The organism is Pseudomonas sp. NPDC089407 (genome assembly GCF_044900445.1).
Lineage (GTDB): Bacteria > Pseudomonadota > Gammaproteobacteria > Pseudomonadales > Pseudomonadaceae > Aquipseudomonas.
Genome location: NZ_JBJDNB010000003.1, coordinates 173,195 through 193,275, shown reverse-complemented (window position 1 = coordinate 193,275; position 20,081 = coordinate 173,195). Strand labels below are relative to the sequence as shown.

The following is a 20,081-nucleotide window of genomic DNA, read 5'->3' as shown; positions in this document are numbered from 1 at the left end:
GGTTACTGCCAGTTGCCCAGGTCGGCCTTGTAGCCTTCGCCACCGGGGGCGCCGTCCTGGCCCAGGAAGATAAGGTCGAAGCTGCCGTGCTTGCCCGGGTAGCGGTAGGCAAACGCATGGCCGAACGGGTCGAGCAGGTCGGACGGTTTGGCGTAGGGGCCAGCCCACTGGCTGGCGTTGGCCGGCTTGTGCAGCAGTTGGTCGAGCGTGGCCGGCGGGGCGCCGACGTCCAGCGCGTAGCTGTCGACCTTCATGCTCAGGCTGGCCAGTTGCGCCTTGCCGGCGCCGTACTTGCCCTTGTCGACGTTGCCGCCGACCTGACGCACGACAATGGTCGCGACGATGCCCAGCAGGACGATGACGGCGAGCATTTCGAGCAGGGTGAAGCCCGCCTGGCGGGCGGTGGATCGTGAGCGGGAGCGCATGGGTGGTTTCCTAGATTGTGCTGGTGAGGCTCATGAGCGGCAGCATGATGGCGAGCATGATCGCTGCCACCAGTACCGCCATGACAATGGTCAGGGTCGGCACCAGGGCCGCCAGCAGGCGGTCGATGGTGCGCTTGCTCTCGATGTCGTAGACATCGGCGACCTTGAGCAACATGGCGCCGAGGCTGGCGGACTGCTCGCCGACCTCGATCATCTGCAGGGCGAGGTCCGGCAGCAGCGGGCCTGCAGACAGTGCGTGGGGCAGGCTATCGCCGTAGCGGACCGCCTCGGCGACCTGGCCGACGTGTTCGCGCAGCGCATGGTTTGCGCTGACATCGCGGCCGATCGACAGCGCGGCGAGCAGGGTGACGCTGTTGCTCAGCAAGGTGCCGAGGGTGCGTGCCAGGCGTGCGGTTTCCAGTTTCTGCAACAACGGGCCGAGCAGGCGGCTGCACCATAGCCGGCGGTCCTGGGCGATGCGCCGTTGCGGGTTGCGGCGTGCCGCGAGCAGCAGCCAGCACATTGCGACCAGTGCGCCCAGGCTGATCAGCCCCCAGGCGTTGACGAAGTCGCCCAATGCCAGGATGGCCCGGGTCACCCAGGGGATCGGTACGCCCAGGTCCTGGAAAATCGGTACGAACTGCGGGACCACGTAGGCCAACAGCAAGCCCAGCGAGCCGATCACGCCAACCACCAGGAACGCCGGGTAGATCAGCGCGTTGAGCACTTCGGCGCGCAGCGTGTGGCTGCGCTCCAGGTAGCTGGCCAGCTGCGCCAGGGTGGTTTCCAGCACGCCACCGGCTTCACCGGCACGCACCAGGCTGGTGTAGAACGCGTTGAAGGTGGCCGGGTGTTCCTCAAGGGCCAGGGACAGTGGCTGGCCGGCTTTGACCTGGTCACGCACGCGTTCGAGCAAGGCCTTTGCCGCCGGCTTGCGCAGGTTCTTGAGCAGGGTGGCCAGGGCCTTGTCCAGCGGCTGGCCGGCACTGATCAGGGTGGTGAGCTGCTGGGTGAAGCTGATCAGCTCTGCAGGTTTCAGCACGCTGCGTTGGATGCCGACGCGCAGCAGGCGGCCGCCTGGCTTGAGGCTGAGCACGAGCAGGCCGCGCTGGTGCAACTGACGCGCGGCCAGCGCTTGATCGGCGGCCTGGACTTCACCGCGCTGCTTGCGGCCTTCGTTGTCCAGCGCGCTGTAGGCATAGACCGGCATGTCAGTCGCCACCTGTGACGCGCAGCACTTCTTCCAGCGAAGTGATGCCGGCCAGGGCCTGGCACAGGCCTTCTTCGTAGAGCGTGACCAGACCTTTGTCGCGCGCCGCTGCCTCGAGGCTGGCGGCGTCGCTCTGGCGCATCAGCAGGTTGCGCAGGTCGTCGTCCATCACCAGCAGTTCGGTGATCGCGCTGCGGCCATGGTAGCCGCCGCCCGGGCTTTGCTCGTCGGGGCGGTACAGCAGGATGGGCCGCTGCTCGGTGTAACGCTGCAGCTGATGGCGCTCCACCAGTTCCGCCGGCGCTTCGAAGGCGATGCGGGTGCGCGGGTCGAGGCGGCGTACCAGGCGTTGGGCGAGGATACCTTGCAGCGTCGAGGCCAGCAGGTAGCTTTCGACGCCCATGTCGAGCAGGCGGGTGATACTCGCCGATGCGCTGTTGGTGTGCAGCGACGACAATACCAGGTGGCCGGTGAGCGATGACTGGATGGCGATGCTGCAGGTTTCGAGGTCGCGCATCTCACCGATCATGATCACGTCCGGGTCCTGGCGTACTATCGAGCGCAGGGCGGTGGCGAAGCCCAGGCCGATTGCGGGTTTGACCTGGATCTGGTTGATGCCGGTGAGCTGATACTCGACCGGGTCTTCAACGGTGATGATCTTGCGTTCGGCACTGTTCAGCCCGGACAGCGCGGTGTACAGCGTGGTGGTCTTGCCCGAGCCGGTCGGGCCGGTGACCAGGAAAATCCCGTGCGGGCGTGCCAGCAACTGTTCGACGCGGCGCAAGACGGGGCCACTGATGCCGAGGCTGGCGAAGTCGAAGCTGACGGTCTGCCGGTCGAGCAGGCGCATCACCACCGACTCGCCGAAGCTGGTGGGCACGGTCGATACCCGCAGGTCGAGCTCGCGGCCCTGCATGCGCAGCATGATCCGGCCATCCTGGGGCAGGCGGCGCTCGGCGATGTCCAGGCGGGCCATGATCTTCAGGCGCGAGATGATCGCCGCAGCATAGCCACTGGGCGGCGCCTCGCCCTCCAGCAGTACGCCATCGACGCGGTAGCGCACTTTCAGCTGGTTTTCGAAGGGCTCGACGTGAATGTCCGAGGCGCGCAGGTCGACGGCATGCTGCAGCATCAGGTTGACCATGCGCACCACGGGTGCTTCGGACGCCATGTCCTTGAGGTGCTCGATGTCGCCTTCGCTGACGCTGTCGTCGTCCAACGCCTCTACCAGTGCGCCCATGGCTGAACGGCCGGCGCCGTAGGCCTGTTCGATCAACCCGGCAACCTGTTCGGCAGTGGCGATGATCGGCTCGACGGCCTTGTCGGCGTGATAGGCCAGCGCCGACAAGGCGTAGGCAGAAAGCGGAACGGCAGCCGCCACGCGCAGATGGCTGGGGTTTTCGCTCAGGGTGACGACGCCATGGTGGCGGGCGAACCGTTCGGTGACGCCAGGCGCTGCTTCGACGGTTTCGTCAGTCAGGCGTGGGGCGCCGAGCAAGTGGGCGAAAGCGGCCGCCATCTGCCCGTCCTTGACGGCGCCGAGGCGCAACAGCGTATGCAGTTTTTCATCTTCGCAAATACCTTGTGCAACGCCCAGCCGAACCGCACGCTGTATATCAGCCGGTTGCAGTGCGCCTGCACTTAGCAGCCACTCACATATAGTGTCGGCGGTAGGGATTTCCAAGTTCATGCTGATGGCTTTATGCAATGTGCTGGCTATATAGCGGCATTTAGTTAGTTGCTTGTTTAAAGGTGGCCGGAGAATACGTCGTTGTCCTTTACGGCGCAATAGAGTCCATATCGAGATAAATTTCCGCAGTTTGGTCGGGACTTTTTCAGCGGCGACGGAAGCTTACCAGATCACTAAACCTAGCTGCAACTAGGTTTAATGATAGACTGAAAAATGCTTTAAATGTGATAAAAAAGACCGAAAACGGTTGAGTTTGTACATTTTTGCGCAATTAAAACTATAAAAAATTGTCCTATGTATCGTTTGGCGTGTATTAAAAAATGCCCACTTTCCGGTTTTAGCCGACTTTTACATCACTATTTAGCGCCTGCTTCGATTGAAGACCTGCCGTGACTTGAACTTTTTCTCGTAATGCCCAGACTTACGCCCGCTGCATGCCTGGGCCCGGGCCATGTTGTTCATTTCAAACCTTTTAATCGAGAACTATTCGATGAATAGACTATTGCTGTCACTCGCCTGTTCGGCGCTGCTGGCCACGCATATCAATGCTTTTGCCGACACTTCGACTGCCAGCCAACAGGCGACCACCCAGAGCGCGCGCGAACAGCTCGATGCCCAGCGCGAACGCATCACCGGCGTCGACCGGGTCGGCCAGGAGGTCGCAGCTTCCAACGCGATGCTTGACGCCCCCGTCGATACCAGCGACGCCCCGACCCAGGTCAGCCAGCCATGAGCCGTACAAGGAATCGCCGCGTGAACACTCTGAAACACACCCTGGGCCTGAGCCTGCTCGCGCTAGGCGTGATCCAGGCATCCAGCGCCCAGGCCGCAGCACCGGTTACTGGCAACGAAGTCGAGGCGCGCGTCAGCTCAATCCTCGACAACATGAACACCTCGGAGAAGATTAACTTCACCCGGGTCAATGACGGCCACATGATCCCGTCGCTGCTCAAGTGGGGCATCCAGGGCACTGTGGCCTACGACTCGTCGATGGGTGTGCACGTCAACAACGCCACCTTCGGCGCCCAGTACCCCTCACAGTCGGCACTGGCGGCGAGTTGGAGCATCAACCGGGCGAAGGAATTCGGCCTGGCCATCGCCTACGAAACGCGTATCTCCGGCGGCCAGCAGATGCTCTCGCCAGGGGTCAACCTGTACCGCACGCCGTACAACGGCCGGGCTGCCGAATACCTCAGCGGCGAAGACCCGTTCCTCGGCGCCGTGCTGGCACCGGCCGTGGTCAACGGCATCCAGGCCCAAGGTATCCAGGCCAGCGGCAAGCACTACGTGGCCAACGAGCAGGAAGCCAACCGCCAGGCCGTCAATGTCGTCGCCGACGAGCGCACCCTGCGCGAACTGTACCTGCCGGGCTTCGAGTCGATGGTCAAGAACGCCAACGTTGCCTCGATCATGTGTGGCTTCAACAAGGTCAATGGCGACTACGCCTGCGAAAACCACCACCTGATCACCGAGGTGCTCAAGGGGGAGTGGGGCTACCAAGGCATGGTGATCAGCGACTTCAACGCTATTCATGACCCGTTCAAAGGCGCCTGGGCCGGCACCGACATCGACATGCCGTCGGGCCTGCAGTTCACCGAAGCCAACCTGCTGCCGTACCTGTGGAGCGGCCAGCTGACCCAGAACGTGATCGACGACAAGGTCAAGCGCAACCTGCGTGGCATCGTCAGCTACGACCTGCAGGAGCACATGAACAGCGCGCAGACCCTTGAACACACCGAGTACGGCCAGCGCGCCTCGCTGAACCTCGCGCGTGAGTCCATCGTGCTGCTGCGCAACGCCGACACCGCTGCCGGCAAGCCGCTGCTACCCCTGGCGCGCACGGCCAAGGTTGCGGTGATCGGTGACTGGGCCGCCCAGGCACCGGCTTCGCCGTTTGGCACGGCCAACTCGCCGCCCAACAGCTACGTGACTGAACTCAGTGGCTTGCAGCAGTTGGCCTCGAGCAGCAGCAACGTCACCTACCTGTCGGCGCTGAGCCTGAACCCGAAAGCGTCGGTGTGGTACCAGCCGAGCAGCGGCAAGGGCAAGATCAGCAATGCCGGGGTCAAAGCCGAGTACTTCGACAACGCCACCTTGAGCGGCTCGCCTTTGCTCACCCGAGTCGAGCCCGGGGTCAACCTGAACTGGACCACCAGCACCAACGAGACCGACAACGGCTCTACCGCCGTGAGTGGCTTCAGCCCGACAGCCGGCGCGTTCTCTGCACGCTTCACCGCGACCATCAAGCCGACCATTTCCGGCAAGCACGTGTTCAAGGTGCGCGCCGATGGCCCGTACAAGGTGTGGGTCAATGACAAGCTGGTAGTAGAGAGCGACGGCGTGCCGTACTCCTCGGATGTGGTCAATGCCCTGGTCACTTCGGGCCAGAGCGCAACACTGGTGGCCGGCAAGTCATACACCGTCAAGCTCGAATACCGCCGCGTGCAAGGCAACTTCACCCCGGCACTGGGCGGCCTGGCTGGCGTACAGATGAGCTGGGCGTCGCTGCGTCCGCCAGAGGACCTGGCGCAATACGATGCAGTGGTGGTCGCCGCCGGCACCAACTACGAGAACGAGGGCGAAGGCTCCGACCACGGCTACGACCTGCCAGACCAGCAGGCCGACCTGATCAAGTTCGTCAGCAAAGCCAACCCGAACACCGTCGTGGTCATGCACGGCGGCGGCGTCGCCAATATGCAGCCCTGGGCCAACAAGGTGGGCGCCACGCTGCACGCCTGGTTCCCAGGCCAGCAGGGTGGCCAGGCGCTGGCCGAGATCCTGTACGGCAAGGTCAACCCGTCGGGCAAACTGCCGGTTACCATCGACAAGCGGATCGAGAACAACCCGAGCTATGCCTCGTACCCGGACCCGGCAGCCTATCGCGGTGACGATGCGTTGACCGAGATCGAGTACAGCGAGGGCTTGTACCTGGGTTACCGTGGCTACGACAAGAACCACGCCAAACCCCTGTACCCGTTTGGCTTTGGTTTGTCGTACACCACTTTCGACTACTCGGACCTGAAACTGTCGAGCAACGTGATGACGCCGGGCAATACCATCAATGCCCAGTTCACCCTGACCAACAGCGGAGACAAGGCCGGCTTCGAAGTCGCCCAGCTGTACATCCAGCCGATCGACCCGCAGGTCGACCGCCCGAAGAAGGAGCTCAAGGGCTTTACCAAAGTCTATCTGCAGCCCGGTGAAAGCAAGACCGTAAGCCTGCCGATCGACTCGCGCTCGCTGGCGTACTTCGTGCAGAACAGCGATAGCTGGGATGTCGATGCCGGCAAGTTCAAGGTCTGGGTCGGCCCGGACTCCGAGCACTTGACCCTGCAGCGTACCTTGCTGACACTGATCCCGCAGCACCTGACCACCCGCGACAGCAACCCGCTGCCAGCACCGCTGCGTGCCGCCGTGCAGGTCAGCGCCTCGCAAGCCTACTGATGCCGGTGCGCTGGCTCAGGGACGGGCCGGCCGTTCAGGCGCGGATGGCGTCTGCCAGGCGTTGCAGGTAGGCGTCGAACGTCGCGCCGACATCGACCTGCTCAGGGGCCCGCAGCCATTGGATCTGCAAGCCGTCCATGACGGCGAAGATCTCCGTGGCCAAGGCCTTCACATCAACGTTAGCGCGCACTTGCCCATGCTCCACCAGCGTTGTCAGGTGCGCCTGGGCGTGGGCGTGGGTGAGCTCGAACTTCTCCAGGTACCAGGGCCATGCCGGGTGCTGTTCCGACAGGCTCTCGACACTGATCATCATCGCTGCCTGGCATTCCGGCAGGCTCTGCACGCTGAACCCCATGCTCTTACGCACGAAGGCCAGGAAGCTGTCCAGCGTTGGCGCGAGCTCAAGCGTGGCGAACTGCTCGGTGACCCGCTGGTCTCGGCGATCGATCAACGCCCGTAACAACGAGACCTTGTTAGGAAAGTGGTGCAGCAGGCCGACCGTGGTGATGCCGGCCAATTCGGCCACATCGCGCATGGACGCCGCACCATAACCATCCTTGGCAAACACCAAGGTTGCGGCATCCAGCAGCGCAGCGCGGCGCATTTCTCCCTTGGGCGCGCGGCGGCGTTTGGTTGCCGGCGCGTCGGCCGTTTCGGTGTGATCCTGTTCTGACATAAACCCACTGTGAGCTGTGTTGAGGGTGTGCGGGCCGCTGATTATGGCAAACATCTACTGTTCATGCGCTCGGTACGTGCGCCGGCGGTTGATGGCGACGGCGGTAGCGATCGAAATCAGTGCGACCAGCGCGTTGCCGCACCACAGTCCGAGCATCACACCGCTGGCTCCAAAGGCCTGAGCACCTGCCCAGACGAAAGGCACGCTACCCAGGGTGGCGCGCAGCCAGGCATAGCCCGGCACCCACCAGACCTGCCCACGGCTGATGAACAATGAAATCGCGACGAAATCCAGGCCGATCAGCAACCAGAAACCGGGGCCGAAGCGGCAGAGTTGTTCGACCAGGTGCTGCCCGGGCCCGGTCAGCCCGAACAGCGGTCCCAACCACGCAGACACCAGCAGCAACAGTGCCCAGACCGCCAGGCCATGGCCCAGCACCAGCTTGCAGGCGCTGCGCAGTGTCGCCTGCACGCGCATGCCATCGCCGGCGCCCAGGTTCTGCGCAAGGATCGGTACCAGCGCACCCGGCAAGGCGAAATATAGGCAGTAGACAATCTGCAGGATGCGGTCCATCAGCGCCATGCCGGCCATGACCGAAATGCCGAACGTGGCCAGTTGCGCCATGGTGTAGGCGAGGGCCAGCGGCATGGCCAGGCTGCCAAGGGTGAAGGGCAGGGCGATGCGATTGATTCTGCCGCCGAACAGGCGTAGCAGGCGCCAGCGGACCTTGCTGGTCAGCCCCACATGCCGGTGCAGTTGCTGGAGGCCGAGCAGTGCGCCCAAGGCGGCGGCAATCAGGCAAGACAGGCCGGCGCCCCACAACTTGAGCCCAAACACGAAGATAAGCAGCGGGTCGACGACGGCCAGGCACAGGGCCGCCGCCAGTACCACTGCCAGTGCCCGGCCGCTATGCCCGCAGGCACGCAGCGCCTGGGCCGCAGCCTGGGTGATGGTCGTCAGGGGCGAGGCGAGCAAGGTCATGGCGATGAACTGGCGGGCAATGGCGGAGGTCGGGGCATTGGCTCCGAGCAACCCGGCAAAAAAGTCCAGGTAGCGCCACAGGATGAGCGACACCACGGCCGCAGCCAGAGTCGCCATTATCAGCATGTGGGTGATCAGCGCCGGTAACGCGGCACAGGCCCCTTGGCCCACGCGGCGCGAAATCATCGTACCGGCGGCGACGATGATGCCGGCCACCAGGCTGCCGTTGAAGAACGTCAGGGTCTTGGCGATGCCGACGGCGGCCACCAGCGCTTCGTCATGCAGCAAGGCGACATAGGTGAGCGTGAGGATATCCGTGAGGAACACTGCAAGCAGGGCGATGGCGCTGGTCGATGACATCACCAGGAGATGGTGCGCGATGGGGCCGCGGGTAAAGCTAGTGGTCGGGGTTTTCATGACATGCCGCAAGGTCCGCGGTCCGGGGTGTCAGTATCGCGCAATTGGACGCAAAGGTTGGAGCTGCATTGTATAGTGCAAACAAGGGATCAAGCGCTAAAGCTGACCGTCTTCGGCAAAGGAAATAGGCTTCTCCACTACCTGATGTGACCAGCATCTGAGGGAGCGCGTTTGCTTTGAGGTGTTGAGCAAGACGGGGAGGCCAGCTGGCCTGCAATGCCTTCAAAGCATGCACGGGGACTGTGCGGTCTTGTGTTGCGATAGGGCTGCGGAGCAGCCCTGGGGGATTCAGCCCTACAAGAAGTCCGCCCGGGCCAGCTGACTAATGCAAGTAGCGGCCCAGCGGCACCGATCACTTGATTAGCGGTACACCACTCAGCTTCTGCAGCTCTTCAAAGTCGATATCCGCACAAATCTCGACCACTTTCAGCCCTTCAGCCGTCACTTCCAGCACGGCCAAGTCGGTGTAGATCCGGCTGACGCAACCAATCCCGGTCAGCGGGTAGGTGCACTCGGGCACCAGCTTGCTTTCGCCGGTCTTGGTCAGGTGGTCCATCATCACGAACACCTGGCGCGCGCCAGTGGCCAGGTCCATCGCGCCGCCTACGGCAGGGATCGAACCCTCGGCGCCGGTGTGCCAGTTGGCCAGGTCGCCTTTTACCGACACCTGGAAGGCGCCGAGTACGGCGATGTCCAGGTGGCCGCCGCGCATCATCGAGAACGAGTCGGCGTGGTGGAAGAAGGCGCCACCGGTCAGCAGGGTCACGTGCTGCTTGCCGGCGTTGATCAGGTCATCGTCTTCTTCGCCCGGGGCCGGGCTTGGGCCCATGCCCAGCAGGCCGTTTTCGCTGTGCAGGAACACTTCCTTGTCGCCAAGGTAGTTGGCCACCAGGGTCGGGGCGCCAATGCCCAGGTTCACGTACGCGCCTTCCTGGATGTCTGCGGCCACGCGCTGGGCCATCTCGGTGCGGGAGAGCTTTTTGGTGATGGTCATGGCAGGCCTCAGACAGCTTTGGCAAGCGAAGAAGCGCCAGCGCCGCTAACGGCGACCACGCGCTGGACGAAAATACCCGGGGTGATGATGTGTTCCGGGTCCAGTTCACCGAGTTCGACAACCTGGTCGACCTGGGCGATGGCGGTCTTGGCGGCCATGGCCATGATCGGGCCGAAGTTGCGCGCGGCCTTGCGGTAGGTCAGGTTGCCCCAACGGTCGCCCTTGTGCGCCTTGATCAGGGCGAAGTCGGCGTGCAGCGGCATTTCCAGTACGTACTGGCGGCCGTCGATTTCGCGGGTTTCCTTGCCTTCGGCCAGCAGGGTGCCGTAACCGGTCGGCGAGAAGAACGCGCCAATGCCGGAACCTGCGGCGCGAATGCGCTCGGCCAGGTTGCCTTGCGGTACCACCTCAAGCTCGATCTTGCCGGCGCGGTACAGTTCATCGAACACGTACGAGTCGGACTGGCGCGGGAACGAGCAGATCACCTTGCGCACGCTGCCTGCCATGAGCAGGGCGGCCAGGCCGATCTCGCCGTTGCCGGCATTGTTGCTGATGATGGTCAGGTCACGGGCACCGGTGGCGATCAGGCCGTCGATCAGCTCGGACGGCATGCCGGCAGTGCCGAAGCCACCGACCATGATGGTCGATCCGTCGGTGATCCCTTCCACCGCGCTGGCGATGGACTCAAACGTTTTATTGATCAAGGCGAGCTCCTGGTTGTTCCTGGAGTTGTGGTTGTCGGGCTGGCCGGAGCGCGTGAAGCGGTGGGGCCCGTCAGCACTTGAAATGGCTTGCTGACTTTCGCTATAGCGTGCCGCAAGATAGGGCAACAGTAGAGAGGGTTTGGCTGAATTTGTGCGATTATCGAACTGTTGTGCGATGTACGAGCAGTTTGGCGGGCCTGTGCGCGGCTACAAAGCGCTGCCGGCAAAAGGGCAATGGGTCTGCATCGCCGCTTGAGGCATCATGTCCCCAGCCCTGTCTGATCGCTGAATCGTCCGATGCCCGAATCCATCAAACCCAACCGCGCCATCTATGACCTGGAGATGCTCCGCACCGTGGTCATGGTGGCCGATTGCGGCAGTTTCACCGCCGCCGCCGCGCGCCTGCACTCCACCCAGTCCACGGTCAGCCAAAAGGTACGCCGGTTGGAGGAAATGGTCGGCCACCAGTTGCTCGACCGCAGTAACCGCGAGGTGCACCCGACCGATGCCGGGGAAACCCTGCTGGGTTATGCGCGGCACCTGCTGGCGGTGAGCAGCCAGCTGACCGAGGCCATGTCGGGCGGGGTGACGGTGACCGTGCGTATTGGCCTGCCGGACGATTTTGTCGCGGGCAAGACGATGCAGGCCCTGGCAGCGTTCAACCGGCGCAATCCGACGGTGAAGCTGGAGATTACCGGCGGCTTGAGCCGGGACCTGATGAGCACTTACGACCGTGGCGAGTTGGACCTGGTATTGATCAAGCAGCGCCGGCATAGCCGCGAGGCCAATGCCTGCCAGCCGGAGCGTATCGAGTGGATCGACAGTGCGCAGTACCCTTGTTTCGTCCAGGACCCGATCCCGCTGGTGACCTTTCCACCGCGCGGGTTGTACCGCGATGACATGCTTGCTGCAGTCGAGGCGATGGGGCGCAGTTGGCGCATTGCGTTTACCAGTTCGAGCCTGGCGGGGATCCAGGAAGCAGTGGCCAATGGGCTGGGGGTCAGCCTGTTGCCGTCGCGGGTGGTGACGGGCGGGCATCGGGTGCTGGGGGCGGAGCAGGGGTTCAAGCCGATCAAGGTGTTTGAGGCGGCGATCTTTCATCGGCCTACAGCGGACCCGATGGTGATGGAGTTGGCGCAGGTTCTGATCGGGATTTTGCGTAGCGAGGCGGAGTAGGCGTTGGCTGGCACGGGCTGCGCCCGTGTTCGCGGCTAAAGCCGCTCCCAGAGGGGAGTGCGCTGGCGTCGGGTTCGCAATCCTCGCAGGAGCGGCTTTAGCCGCTCCCACAGGTGAGTGCGCTGGTGTCTGGTTTTCGCAATCCTTGTAGGGGCGGCTTTAGCCGCTCTCACTGGGGAATGCACTGGCGTCGGGTTCTCGCAATCCTTGTAGGGGCGGCTTTAGCCGCTCTCACTGGGGAATGCACTGGCGTCGGGTTCTCACAATCCTTGTAGGAGCGGCTTTAGCCGCGAACACCGGCAACGCCGGTGCCATGCACCGCGCCGCCTGCTTCGCGGGCATGCCCTAATGCCGGTCAGTTAAGAAAAGACAGGGTGTTCTCCATGCTTTTAGCAGCGCCTATTCGATCGCGCGCCGCCCGCGCGGCGCTTCGCGGCACAAGGCCGCTCCCACATCTGTTTCGGGCCAGTTACTCCTGCCACCTGCGCACTCGCACCCTGGGTGCATGGCTGGGGATTGATGAAGAGCAGCGGCAATGCCGATGTCGAAGGGAACAAACAGGGCGGCCCGAGGTGATCTCACAGGAAAGACTGGCCTGAAACAGATGTGGGAGCGGCCTTGTGCCGCGAAGCGCCGCGCGGGCGGCGCTCGATCTAACAGGCAACCAAAATCCCCAGGCAAACACCCGTCAGCCCTTGTCGCCTAACTGACTGGCATTAGGGCATGCCCGCTCCCACAATAGATCGCGTCAGCCCTTCAGCGGCGAAGCTCGGTCGCAAACTGCGCAGCCTGCAACTGCAACTGCGCAGGCCTGCCCCAGAACGCACCGTGGCGCACGATCACCCGCTCATGAATGGCCGCCGCCACCGCCGCGGCCGCGTTCGGTGCCTTGAACAGTAGGAAGCTGGCTTCGTTACCCACCTTTAAACCATAGTCCTGCTTGCCCATCACCCCGGCGCTGGCCTCGGTCGCCATCTCCAGCGCCACCCATAGCTCCTCGTCGGTGTTGAAGCCCGAGCGGTAGCTGATCAGCATCGCCCGCTGCAGCATGTCGCCATTGCCATAAGGCCACCAGGCATCCTGAATGTTGTCGTTGCCGGTGAACACCCGCACACCACCGGCCCGCAGGCGCAGCACGGGTGGGAAGGCGTGGTCGCCGGGGGCATTGGTCATGATCGAGATGCCGGCACCGGCCAGCACTTCGGCGGTGCGGTCGACCACTGCGTCGGCTACATCGCCCAGGCCATAGGCATGGCTGACCGCGACCAGGCCTTGCATGCCCAGCGCGTGGGTGCGCGCAGCAATGCGCTCAAGCTGGGCGATGCAGATGTCGCCAGGCTCATGCAGGTGGATATCGACTTTCACGCCATGCCGGTCAGCGAGGCCGAACACGATGTCGAGCTGGGCGTCGGCGTCACCATCCAGCGTCGTAGGGTCGATGCCGCCGACCACCTGTACGCCTTCGCGGATGGCTGCTTCCATGACGTCGGCGGTGCCGGGGCAGGTCACTACGCCGGCCTGGGGGAAGGCCACCAGCTCGATGTCGAGCAGGCCTTTCCATTTGTCGCGGGCCTCGAGTATGGCGCGCAGGTTGGTAAGGCCGGTGCTGGCGTCCACGTCCACATGGCAGCGCATGGCCAGGGTGCCGTACGAAGCGGCCTGGCGCATCAGTGCATCAGCACGTTCGACGATGGGCGGGGCGCTGGCGAGTTCGCGTTTTTCCACGGCCAGGCGCTCGCGCAGGCTGGCGACAGGCTGGTGCGGCCGCCAACGGTCACCGACGAAGCTCTTGTCCAGGTGGATGTGGCCGTCGACGAAGCCTGGCAAAACCAGCAGGCCTTCCAGGTCGATGGTCTCGCGGGCCGGGGTGCTGGCGCGTTGCGGGCCGATGTGGGTAATGCGGCCGTTGCTGACGGCAATGTGCAGGGGCAGGCCATCGGTGTCGATGGCATTGATGAACTCACGGTCGTTCATGATCGGGCCTTTTCTACTCAGGCTTAAGTGATGTACCACGGTAGGGCGGATGCGCGCCTGTCTCCAATTAATTATCAGGATCGGGTGCAGTGCGTTTCTGGATGCAGGCAGCGGGTGGGCTTGGAGGTGTTTGGCGGTGGTGGTTTGGCGCCTATGAGCTCGAGCGCCGCGCGGGCGGCGCTCGATATCTGCTCCACCACAAAACCCAAGCCATTTACCTGCCAGCCCTCACCCCATCCCCCCACAACCGAACCCCAGCATTAAAAATGCTCGCCGCACAAAGCGGCACGGCACCGCGTTGAGCGCGTTCGGCCTGTGGTATCTGCTGATCTGCGGCGCCAGCCTGGTGCTGCCACGGCGCCCGGCGGCGGCGTTGGCCAGCGGCGAGGGCTCACCCGCGAACAATGCGGCGCGGTATAGGGCACCGGCTGCGCCGGTGTTCGCGGCTAAAGCCGCTCCTACAAGTACAGCGGGAGTCTGTAGCCGGCACAATACCTGTGGGAGCGGGTTCACCCGCGAAACAGGCAGCGCGTTGGGTTACTGACCATTACAACGCATCCCGCGCCTTGCCCCGGTACACCCGCAACACATCCGCCATCACCGCCAGCGCAATCTCCGCGGGCGACTTGCTGCCCAGGTCCAACCCGATGGGCATGTGCAGCCGCCCGATCTGTTGGTCGCTCAACCCGCCAATTCGCTGCAGCCGTTCGGCACGCCGTGCCGATGTCGCGGCCGAGCCCATGGCGCCAATGTAGAACGCTGGCGTATGCACCGCCTCCATCAGCGCCAGGTCATCGATTTTCGGGTCATGGGTCAGCGCCACCACGGCGGTGGCCGCATGGCAACCGCCCGCCGCGATGAATAACGAGGGCAACACCCGGTGCATCTGCGCGCCCTGTATCTGCACATGCGCCATCTCTTCTCGCGGGTCGCAGGCAATAACCTCGCAGCCCAGCGTACGCGCAATGTCGGCGCAGGCTTCGGCAACCGGTGACAGCCCGGCCAGCACCAGGCGCAGGGCAGGGCCGATGCCGATATGCACGGCATCCTCATCCATGCGCACGGCCGCACTGTTGTCGCCGTGCACCGTAAAGTCTCCCGCCGGCAAGGCGACTTTGCGCGTGACACGCTGCTGCCCCAATAACGCCCCGCGCATGGCCTGCAGATGCGCCAGCCAGGCACCTTGCGCCGGCCGCCGTTCCACCAGCACCACCAGCACGCCGCCGCAGGGCAGGCGCAAACGCCGGCTCTGTTCCTGGCCATCGCCATACCGCACCACCTGCGCCGGCTGGCTGAACGCGCCGTGCGCCAGGCTGGCCAGGAATTCCTCTTCGACGCAGCCGCCGGACAGTGAGCCGACCCATTCCTGCGCGCTGCGGCACGCCAGCATGGCGCCAGGTGAGCGGGGCGCCGAGCCATAGCTGGACAGCACCGTGCACAGCCAAACCGTATCGCCGGCGCGGGCCCATTGCAGGGCATGGTCGATCACCTGCAGGTCGAGATGCTGCATGTTCCGCTCCCTCGCTCATACTGTCTGTGCCCAACCGAAAAAGCCGCGCAATGGCCCATCGTCTGTGGCAGTGTGGGTTATCTGGCCAGCCCCACAGGGACCGACATGCAAACGCGTAAAACCGGTATTCGTGCCCAACAGGCCGACCGCACCCGGGACAACATTCTCAAGGCCGCGGTAAAGGTCTTCAGCAAGGAAGGCTTCACCGGTGGGCGCGTCGAGCAGATCTCCACCCTGGCCAAGTCCAACGACCGGATGATCTATTACTACTTCGGCAACAAGGAAAAGCTGTTCATCAGTGTGCTGGAGCACATCTACGCCAGCTTCAACCAGGCCGAAGCCAGGCTGCGGCTCGACCTCACCGACCCCGAGCAGGCCCTGCGCGAGCTGGTGGCGTTTATCTGGGACTACTACGTGCGCCACCCCGAATTCGTCACCATCCTGGCCACCGAAAACCTTCACCAGGGCCAGCACGCGCGCAAGTCGCAAAACCTCAAGGCGTTGTCTGGCGAGGCGGTTGGCGTGCTGCGGCCGATCATCGAGGCGGGCCAGGCCAAGGGCCTGTTCCGCGACGACATCGACATCACCCACGCCTACCTGATGATCGCCTCGCTCTGCTACTTCTATAACTCCAACCGCCATACGCTCAGCTCGTTCCTTGCCGTGGACCTGGCCGACAAGCAGGCCAAGGCCGACTGGCTGGTCTTCATCAGCGACCTCGCCCTGCGCGGCCTGCGCCGCTGACCTCAATGGCTGCCGGGGTTGGCGCGCACCTGCGCGGCCTTGGCGGCCAGCCCTTGCCAGGCCGGCTTGTCAGCGGCAAAGCGCTGGCGCAGGTAGGCCGCCAGGTCGGCTACCTGGCGGTCCGACAGGCTGCCCTTGAAGCCGGGCATGTAACCCAGGTCGCGGGTTGCCGGGGTCGGTATGCCGTGAAGCACTACCCGTAGCAGGTTGTCTGGCAGGTCGCTGTGAACGTTGCTGTTGACTGCCATCGACGGGCTGACGCCAAACAGCTTCGGCCCCAGGCCATCGCTGTGGCAGGCCATGCACGCGCCTTTGAATACCCGCTCGCCGTTGCTCAGCGACACTTGCGTGTCTGCCTGAGGCGCAGCTTTGGCGGTTTGCGCCTGTGGCTCGCCATCGAGTGAGCTGAGGTAGTGGGCGATGGCGCGCACGTCGCTTTTCGGCAGCGTGGCCAGTTCGCTGACCACCGGGCCCATGGGGCCGGCCGCCACGCCGTGCTTCTCGGAAAAGCCGGTGCTCAGGTAGCTGAACAGTTCGTCTTCGCTCCATGGCGTAGACGCCTTGCCCAAGGCATTCAGGGCCGGGGCTTCCCAGCCATCGACCATGCCGCCAGCCAGGTAGCTGCTGCCGGCTTTTTCTGCGCCCATCAGGTTGCGCGGCGAATGGCAGGCGGTGCAATGGCCCAGGCCATCGACCAGGTAAGCGCCGCGGTTCCACTGTTCGCTGCGCTGCGGGTTTGGCTGGTATTCGCCGCGTTGCAGAAACAGCGCGTTCCAGCCGGCCATCAACGGCCGCTGGTTGAACGGGAAGCGCATCTGGTTGGCGGGCGCTTCCTGGCGCACCGGGGTTTGCGACATCAGGTAGGCATACAGCGCCTGCATGTCGGCGTCGTTGATGTTGCGAAACGAGGTGTAGGGAAAGGCCGGGTACAGGTGTCGGCCATCACGGCTGACGCCTTCGCGCATGGCCCGCTCGAAGGCGGCGAACGACCAGCGGCCGATGCCGGTTTCCGGGTCGGGGGTGATGTTGGTGCTGTACAGCGTGCCGAACGGCGTGTCCATCGCCAGCCCGCCGACATTCACCTTGCCGCCGCTGACCGTATGGCACACGGCGCAGTCGCCGGCCGCCGCTACCTGGCGCCCGCGTTCAAGCATCGCGGCGCTCCAGCTGCCGGCACCTGGTGGGGTCACCGGGGCGATTTCGGCGCGCCAGGGCAGGGCAGTGGCAAGCATGCCCAAGGCTGCGCCGAACACCCCGGCCAGCCCGCCGAACCACCACCGGGAGCGCTTGCTTGCCGGTGGTGCCGATGCCGCTGCACCAGGCCCCTGGCCATCGCCACCGAGGGCGGCGCGCACCCGTTCGGCGGTAATCGGCAGCTCGCGAAAACGAATGCCGGTGGCGTCGAAAATGGCGTTGGCGATGGCTGCTGCACTGGGTACCGAGGCGGACTCGCCACTGCCCATCGGGGGTTCGTGCTGGCGCGGCTGCATCATCACGTCGATGGCGGGCAGCTCGGGGAAGGTCAGGATCGGGTAGCCGCCCCATTCCTTGCTGGCCACGGTCGACGCTTCGAAGCTGACCTGTTCCTTCAGTACCCGGCTGGTGGACTGGATGACGTTGCCGTGAATCTGGTGGCGCACGCCCTCGGGGTTGACCATCATCCCGGCATCATGGCCGACCACCACGCGGGTGACGGCGACTTCACCGGTACGCCGGTCCACCGCCACATCGGCTACCCACGCCGCCCAGGCCGCGCCGAAACCGGGGAACTTGCTGTGGATGTAACGCGCGTAAGCAAAGCCGCGACCGCGCAGCACATCACCTTCGGCTTGTGCCTGCATGGGTTGGGTATGAGGCTGCCAGCCGGCGCGTTCGGCGGTGGCTTTGACCAAGTCGATGGCGCGCGGGTCGGACAGGTGCTTGAGGCGATATTCGACCGGGTCGACACCGGCCGCAAAGGCCAGCTCATCGATGTACGATTCGTGGGCAAAGCTGTTGGGCATGGCCGACACGCCGCGCATCCACGAAGCGCGCACCAGCGGCGTCATGTCGTTGATGGTGACGCGCATGTGTTCGTAGTCATACGGCGGGATTGAGGTGCGGTCGCCCATTTCGAACAGTGCCGGCACCGGCTCCACGGCGCCTGTCAACAGCAGGGCCAGGGTAGGCGCGCCGTTGGACGGGTAGCTGGTCTGGAAGTCGTAGGCGGCCACGCTGCCATCGGCATTCAGGCCGCCGTCGATCTCCATCAGTTGTGCAGTGCCCTTGGGTTCCCACACGTGTTCTTGCTCACGGGTCAGTTGCACCCGCACCGGGCGCTGCACGGCACGCGACAGCAGCACCGCATCGGCGCACACATCATCGGCGCAGTTGCGGCCATAGCAACCGGCAGCCTCCATGCGGATAATCTCAATGCGCTCTTCGCCACACGCCAGTAGCCAGGCCAGGTCGGCGCGCAGCAGGTGCGGGTTTTGCGTGCCGGACCACACGCGGATCTGCCCTGGGGTGAAGTCGGCCAGCGCGCACGACGGGCCGATCGAGGCATGCAGCTGGTACGGCCACAGGTAGCTGCGGCTAAGGCGCTGGCTGGCATTGGCGATGCCGGCGTCGACATCGCCCTGGTCCAGCACGGTACGCTGCACCCGCGGGTTGTCGCGGATGGCCTGGGCGACATCGCTCAGGTCGGGCAGCTTGCCGGTAAAGGGCTTCCAGCTGATTTTCAGCTCATGGGCCGCGCGGATCGCTTGCTCCTCGCGCTCGGCCACCACGCCAACGAAGTCGCGGATCACCACCACGGCCACCACGCCGGGCACATGGGCGATGGAGCTCTCATCTACCGCCAGCAGGCTGTTGCCGACGAAGTCGCCGCTGTCGTGGCCGGCGTAGGGCGGGCGGATGACCCGGCCATGCAGCATGTCGGGCAGGCGCATGTCGTGCACGTAGGTCAGTTCACCGGTGGCCTTGCCGGGGATGTCCACGCGGGCGGTGCTGCGCCCGACCAGGCGGTAGTCTTCGATGGCTTTCAGCGGCGCGTCGTCGGCAATGTGCAGCTGGTGGTTTTTGCCGCGTACCAGTTCGGCAAAGCTCAGTGTGCTGCCATTACTGGCGATAACCGTGCCGTCTTCAATGCGCAGCGCCTCGGGCTCGCCGCCAAGGCGTTGCGCCGCCTGTTGCAACAGATGGCGGCGCGCCGTGGCCGCTGCCTTGCGCAGCGGTACGGCGGAAATCTGCAAGGTGGCACTGGCAATGGTCGCGCCCTGATTGGGTGCCCGCTCGGTGTCGCCCAGCACCATGTGCACCTGGTCCATGCGCAGGTCCAGTTCTTCGGCGACGATCTGCGCCAGCGAGGTGCGGATGCCGGTGCCCAGGTCGACGTGGCCATTGAACGCGTAGACCATACCGTCGTCGCTGACCGCGATGAACAGCGCCAGCTCGCGGTCCTTTACCACGGGTGTCACGCCCTTGGCCACCGGGCCGGAGGGCGGGGTAATCTGGTCAACGATCAGCAGCACGCCGGTCTTGGCCAGCAGCTGGTTGCGGCTGGGCACCTGTTGCGAGTGGTTCATGCTTTTCTCCGGGTCTCGGCGGCGCGGCGCACGGCGCGCAGGATTTCGACGTGGGTACCGCAGCGGCACAGGTTGCCGGACAGTTCGTTGCGGATCTGTTCGTCGCTGGGCTCGGGGATGCGGTCGAGCAGGGCCTTGGCAGTCATGATCATGCCGTTCATGCAGTAGCCGCACTGGGCTGCCTGTTCGTCGATGAACGCCTGTTGCACCGGGTGCGGCGTGGCCTTGCAGCCCAGCCCCTCGAGGGTGGTGATGTCGCGCCCGGCGGCGCCGGCCAGGGGGATGACGCAGGAGCGGGCGGCGACGCCGTCGATGATCACCGTGCACGCCCCGCACTCGCCCAGGCCGCAGCCGTACTTGGGGCCGTTCAGGCACAGGTCGTTGCGCAGGATCAGCAGCAGCGGGGTGTCGGGCATGGCGCTGACGTCGACCGCCTGGCCGTTGATCCGCAGGGAGATGGTTGTTTGCATTATGGGCTCATCTCTGGAGGTTGCTTGCGCTACCAAAACACTCAAATGCTGCGTGTATTTCGGTAAGTACTCACTACATGAAAAGTGAGAGCAAGAAGCA

15 protein-coding genes are annotated in these 20,081 nt (G+C 64.3%); 4 read left to right on the top strand and 11 right to left on the bottom strand.

The window, feature by feature from the left end; translation table 11 throughout:
* Positions 1-2 precede the first annotated feature (2 nt).
* The 3 genes from gspG to gspE are packed head-to-tail and all read right to left on the bottom strand — an operon-like array spanning position 3 to position 3,325.
* Positions 3-425 (bottom strand): type II secretion system major pseudopilin GspG, encoded by a 423-nt coding sequence (gene gspG, locus ACI2KG_RS04145; RefSeq protein WP_404660897.1) that lies wholly within the window; start codon positions 423-425, stop codon positions 3-5.
* 10 nt (positions 426-435) lie between these two features.
* Positions 436-1,635, bottom strand: coding sequence for a type II secretion system F family protein (locus ACI2KG_RS04140; RefSeq protein WP_404660896.1), 1,200 nt, complete (start codon positions 1,633-1,635; stop codon positions 436-438).
* Position 1,636: 1 nt separating this feature from the next.
* Positions 1,637-3,325, bottom strand: coding sequence for a type II secretion system ATPase GspE (gene gspE, locus ACI2KG_RS04135; RefSeq protein ID WP_404660895.1), 1,689 nt, complete (start codon positions 3,323-3,325; stop codon positions 1,637-1,639).
* A gap of 490 nt (positions 3,326-3,815) precedes the next feature.
* Between gspE and ACI2KG_RS04130 the strand changes: the two genes are divergently transcribed.
* Together ACI2KG_RS04130 and ACI2KG_RS04125 are read left to right on the top strand one after the other, a co-directional pair.
* A complete protein-coding gene (locus ACI2KG_RS04130) occupies positions 3,816-4,058 on the top strand; it encodes a hypothetical protein (protein WP_404660894.1) in 243 nt (80 codons plus the stop codon).
* On the top strand, positions 4,055-6,769 hold the full coding sequence (locus tag ACI2KG_RS04125; protein WP_404660893.1) for a glycoside hydrolase family 3 C-terminal domain-containing protein: 2,715 nt from the start codon (positions 4,055-4,057) through the stop codon (positions 6,767-6,769). Before ACI2KG_RS04130 ends, ACI2KG_RS04125 begins: the two co-directional genes overlap by 4 nt.
* Positions 6,770-6,803: 34 nt before the next feature.
* Here the strand turns inward: ACI2KG_RS04125 and ACI2KG_RS04120 are convergent, their stop codons facing one another.
* From ACI2KG_RS04120 to ACI2KG_RS04105, 4 genes are all read right to left on the bottom strand, one after another.
* Positions 6,804-7,445, bottom strand: a complete 642-nt coding sequence (locus ACI2KG_RS04120) for a TetR/AcrR family transcriptional regulator (protein ID WP_404660892.1) — start codon at positions 7,443-7,445, stop codon at positions 6,804-6,806.
* A gap of 54 nt (positions 7,446-7,499) precedes the next feature.
* A complete protein-coding gene (locus tag ACI2KG_RS04115; RefSeq protein ID WP_404660891.1) occupies positions 7,500-8,843 on the bottom strand; it encodes an MATE family efflux transporter in 1,344 nt (447 codons plus the stop codon).
* Between the two features lie 352 nt (positions 8,844-9,195).
* Positions 9,196-9,837, bottom strand: coding sequence for a 3-oxoacid CoA-transferase subunit B (locus ACI2KG_RS04110; RefSeq protein ID WP_400620538.1), 642 nt, complete (start codon positions 9,835-9,837; stop codon positions 9,196-9,198).
* Positions 9,838-9,845: 8 nt separating this feature from the next.
* Entirely contained in the window at positions 9,846-10,541 is a 696-nt protein-coding gene (locus ACI2KG_RS04105; RefSeq protein ID WP_400620541.1) for a 3-oxoacid CoA-transferase subunit A, read from the bottom strand.
* 297 nt (positions 10,542-10,838) lie between these two features.
* Here ACI2KG_RS04105 and ACI2KG_RS04100 point away from each other — a divergent pair, with 297 nt between their 5' ends.
* The gene (locus tag ACI2KG_RS04100; RefSeq protein ID WP_404660890.1) at positions 10,839-11,717 is read left to right on the top strand and encodes a LysR substrate-binding domain-containing protein; all 879 of its coding nucleotides are present in this window, start codon (positions 10,839-10,841) and stop codon (positions 11,715-11,717) included.
* 756 nt (positions 11,718-12,473) lie between these two features.
* On the opposite strand, the gene ACI2KG_RS04095 is transcribed toward ACI2KG_RS04100, so the two are convergent.
* Together ACI2KG_RS04095 and ACI2KG_RS04090 are read right to left on the bottom strand one after the other, a co-directional pair.
* Entirely contained in the window at positions 12,474-13,691 is a 1,218-nt protein-coding gene (locus ACI2KG_RS04095) for an amidohydrolase family protein (RefSeq protein ID WP_404660889.1), read from the bottom strand.
* Positions 13,692-14,238: 547 nt separating this feature from the next.
* Positions 14,239-15,201 (bottom strand): XdhC family protein, encoded by a 963-nt coding sequence (locus tag ACI2KG_RS04090; protein ID WP_404660888.1) that lies wholly within the window; start codon positions 15,199-15,201, stop codon positions 14,239-14,241.
* A 105-nt stretch (positions 15,202-15,306) separates the two neighbouring features.
* Between ACI2KG_RS04090 and ACI2KG_RS04085 the strand changes: the two genes are divergently transcribed.
* Positions 15,307-15,945 (top strand): TetR/AcrR family transcriptional regulator, encoded by a 639-nt coding sequence (locus tag ACI2KG_RS04085; RefSeq protein ID WP_400620556.1) that lies wholly within the window; start codon positions 15,307-15,309, stop codon positions 15,943-15,945.
* A 2-nt stretch (positions 15,946-15,947) separates the two neighbouring features.
* Here ACI2KG_RS04085 and ACI2KG_RS04080 read toward each other — a convergent pair whose 3' ends face one another.
* On the bottom strand, positions 15,948-19,511 hold the full coding sequence (locus tag ACI2KG_RS04080) for a molybdopterin cofactor-binding domain-containing protein (protein ID WP_404660887.1): 3,564 nt from the start codon (positions 19,509-19,511) through the stop codon (positions 15,948-15,950).
* Positions 19,508-19,981, bottom strand: coding sequence for a (2Fe-2S)-binding protein (locus ACI2KG_RS04075; protein ID WP_404660886.1), 474 nt, complete (start codon positions 19,979-19,981; stop codon positions 19,508-19,510). Before ACI2KG_RS04075 ends, ACI2KG_RS04080 begins: the two co-directional genes overlap by 4 nt.
* Positions 19,982-20,081: the final 100 nt, after the last annotated feature.

Excerpts from the sequence above, each read along its gene's own strand:
- ACI2KG_RS04110 (WP_400620538.1), bottom strand. The coding sequence starts at position 9,837 with ATGACCATCACCAAAAAGCTCTCCCGCACCGAGATGGCCCAGCGCGTG.
- ACI2KG_RS04095 (WP_404660889.1), bottom strand. The coding sequence starts at position 13,691 with ATGAACGACCGTGAGTTCATCAATGCCATCGACACCGATGGCCTGCCC.
- ACI2KG_RS04090 (WP_404660888.1), bottom strand. The coding sequence starts at position 15,201 with ATGCAGCATCTCGACCTGCAGGTGATCGACCATGCCCTGCAATGGGCC.
- ACI2KG_RS04085 (WP_400620556.1), top strand. The coding sequence starts at position 15,307 with ATGCAAACGCGTAAAACCGGTATTCGTGCCCAACAGGCCGACCGCACC.
- ACI2KG_RS04115 (WP_404660891.1), bottom strand. The coding sequence starts at position 8,843 with ATGAAAACCCCGACCACTAGCTTTACCCGCGGCCCCATCGCGCACCAT.
- ACI2KG_RS04130 (WP_404660894.1), top strand. The coding sequence starts at position 3,816 with ATGAATAGACTATTGCTGTCACTCGCCTGTTCGGCGCTGCTGGCCACG.
- ACI2KG_RS04100 (WP_404660890.1), top strand. The coding sequence starts at position 10,839 with ATGCCCGAATCCATCAAACCCAACCGCGCCATCTATGACCTGGAGATG.
- ACI2KG_RS04120 (WP_404660892.1), bottom strand. The coding sequence starts at position 7,445 with ATGTCAGAACAGGATCACACCGAAACGGCCGACGCGCCGGCAACCAAA.
- ACI2KG_RS04075 (WP_404660886.1), bottom strand. The coding sequence starts at position 19,981 with ATGCAAACAACCATCTCCCTGCGGATCAACGGCCAGGCGGTCGACGTC.
- ACI2KG_RS04140 (WP_404660896.1), bottom strand. The coding sequence starts at position 1,635 with ATGCCGGTCTATGCCTACAGCGCGCTGGACAACGAAGGCCGCAAGCAG.
- gspG (WP_404660897.1), bottom strand. The coding sequence starts at position 425 with ATGCGCTCCCGCTCACGATCCACCGCCCGCCAGGCGGGCTTCACCCTG.
- ACI2KG_RS04125 (WP_404660893.1), top strand. The coding sequence starts at position 4,055 with ATGAGCCGTACAAGGAATCGCCGCGTGAACACTCTGAAACACACCCTG.
- gspE (WP_404660895.1), bottom strand. The coding sequence starts at position 3,325 with ATGAACTTGGAAATCCCTACCGCCGACACTATATGTGAGTGGCTGCTA.
- ACI2KG_RS04080 (WP_404660887.1), bottom strand. The coding sequence starts at position 19,511 with ATGAACCACTCGCAACAGGTGCCCAGCCGCAACCAGCTGCTGGCCAAG.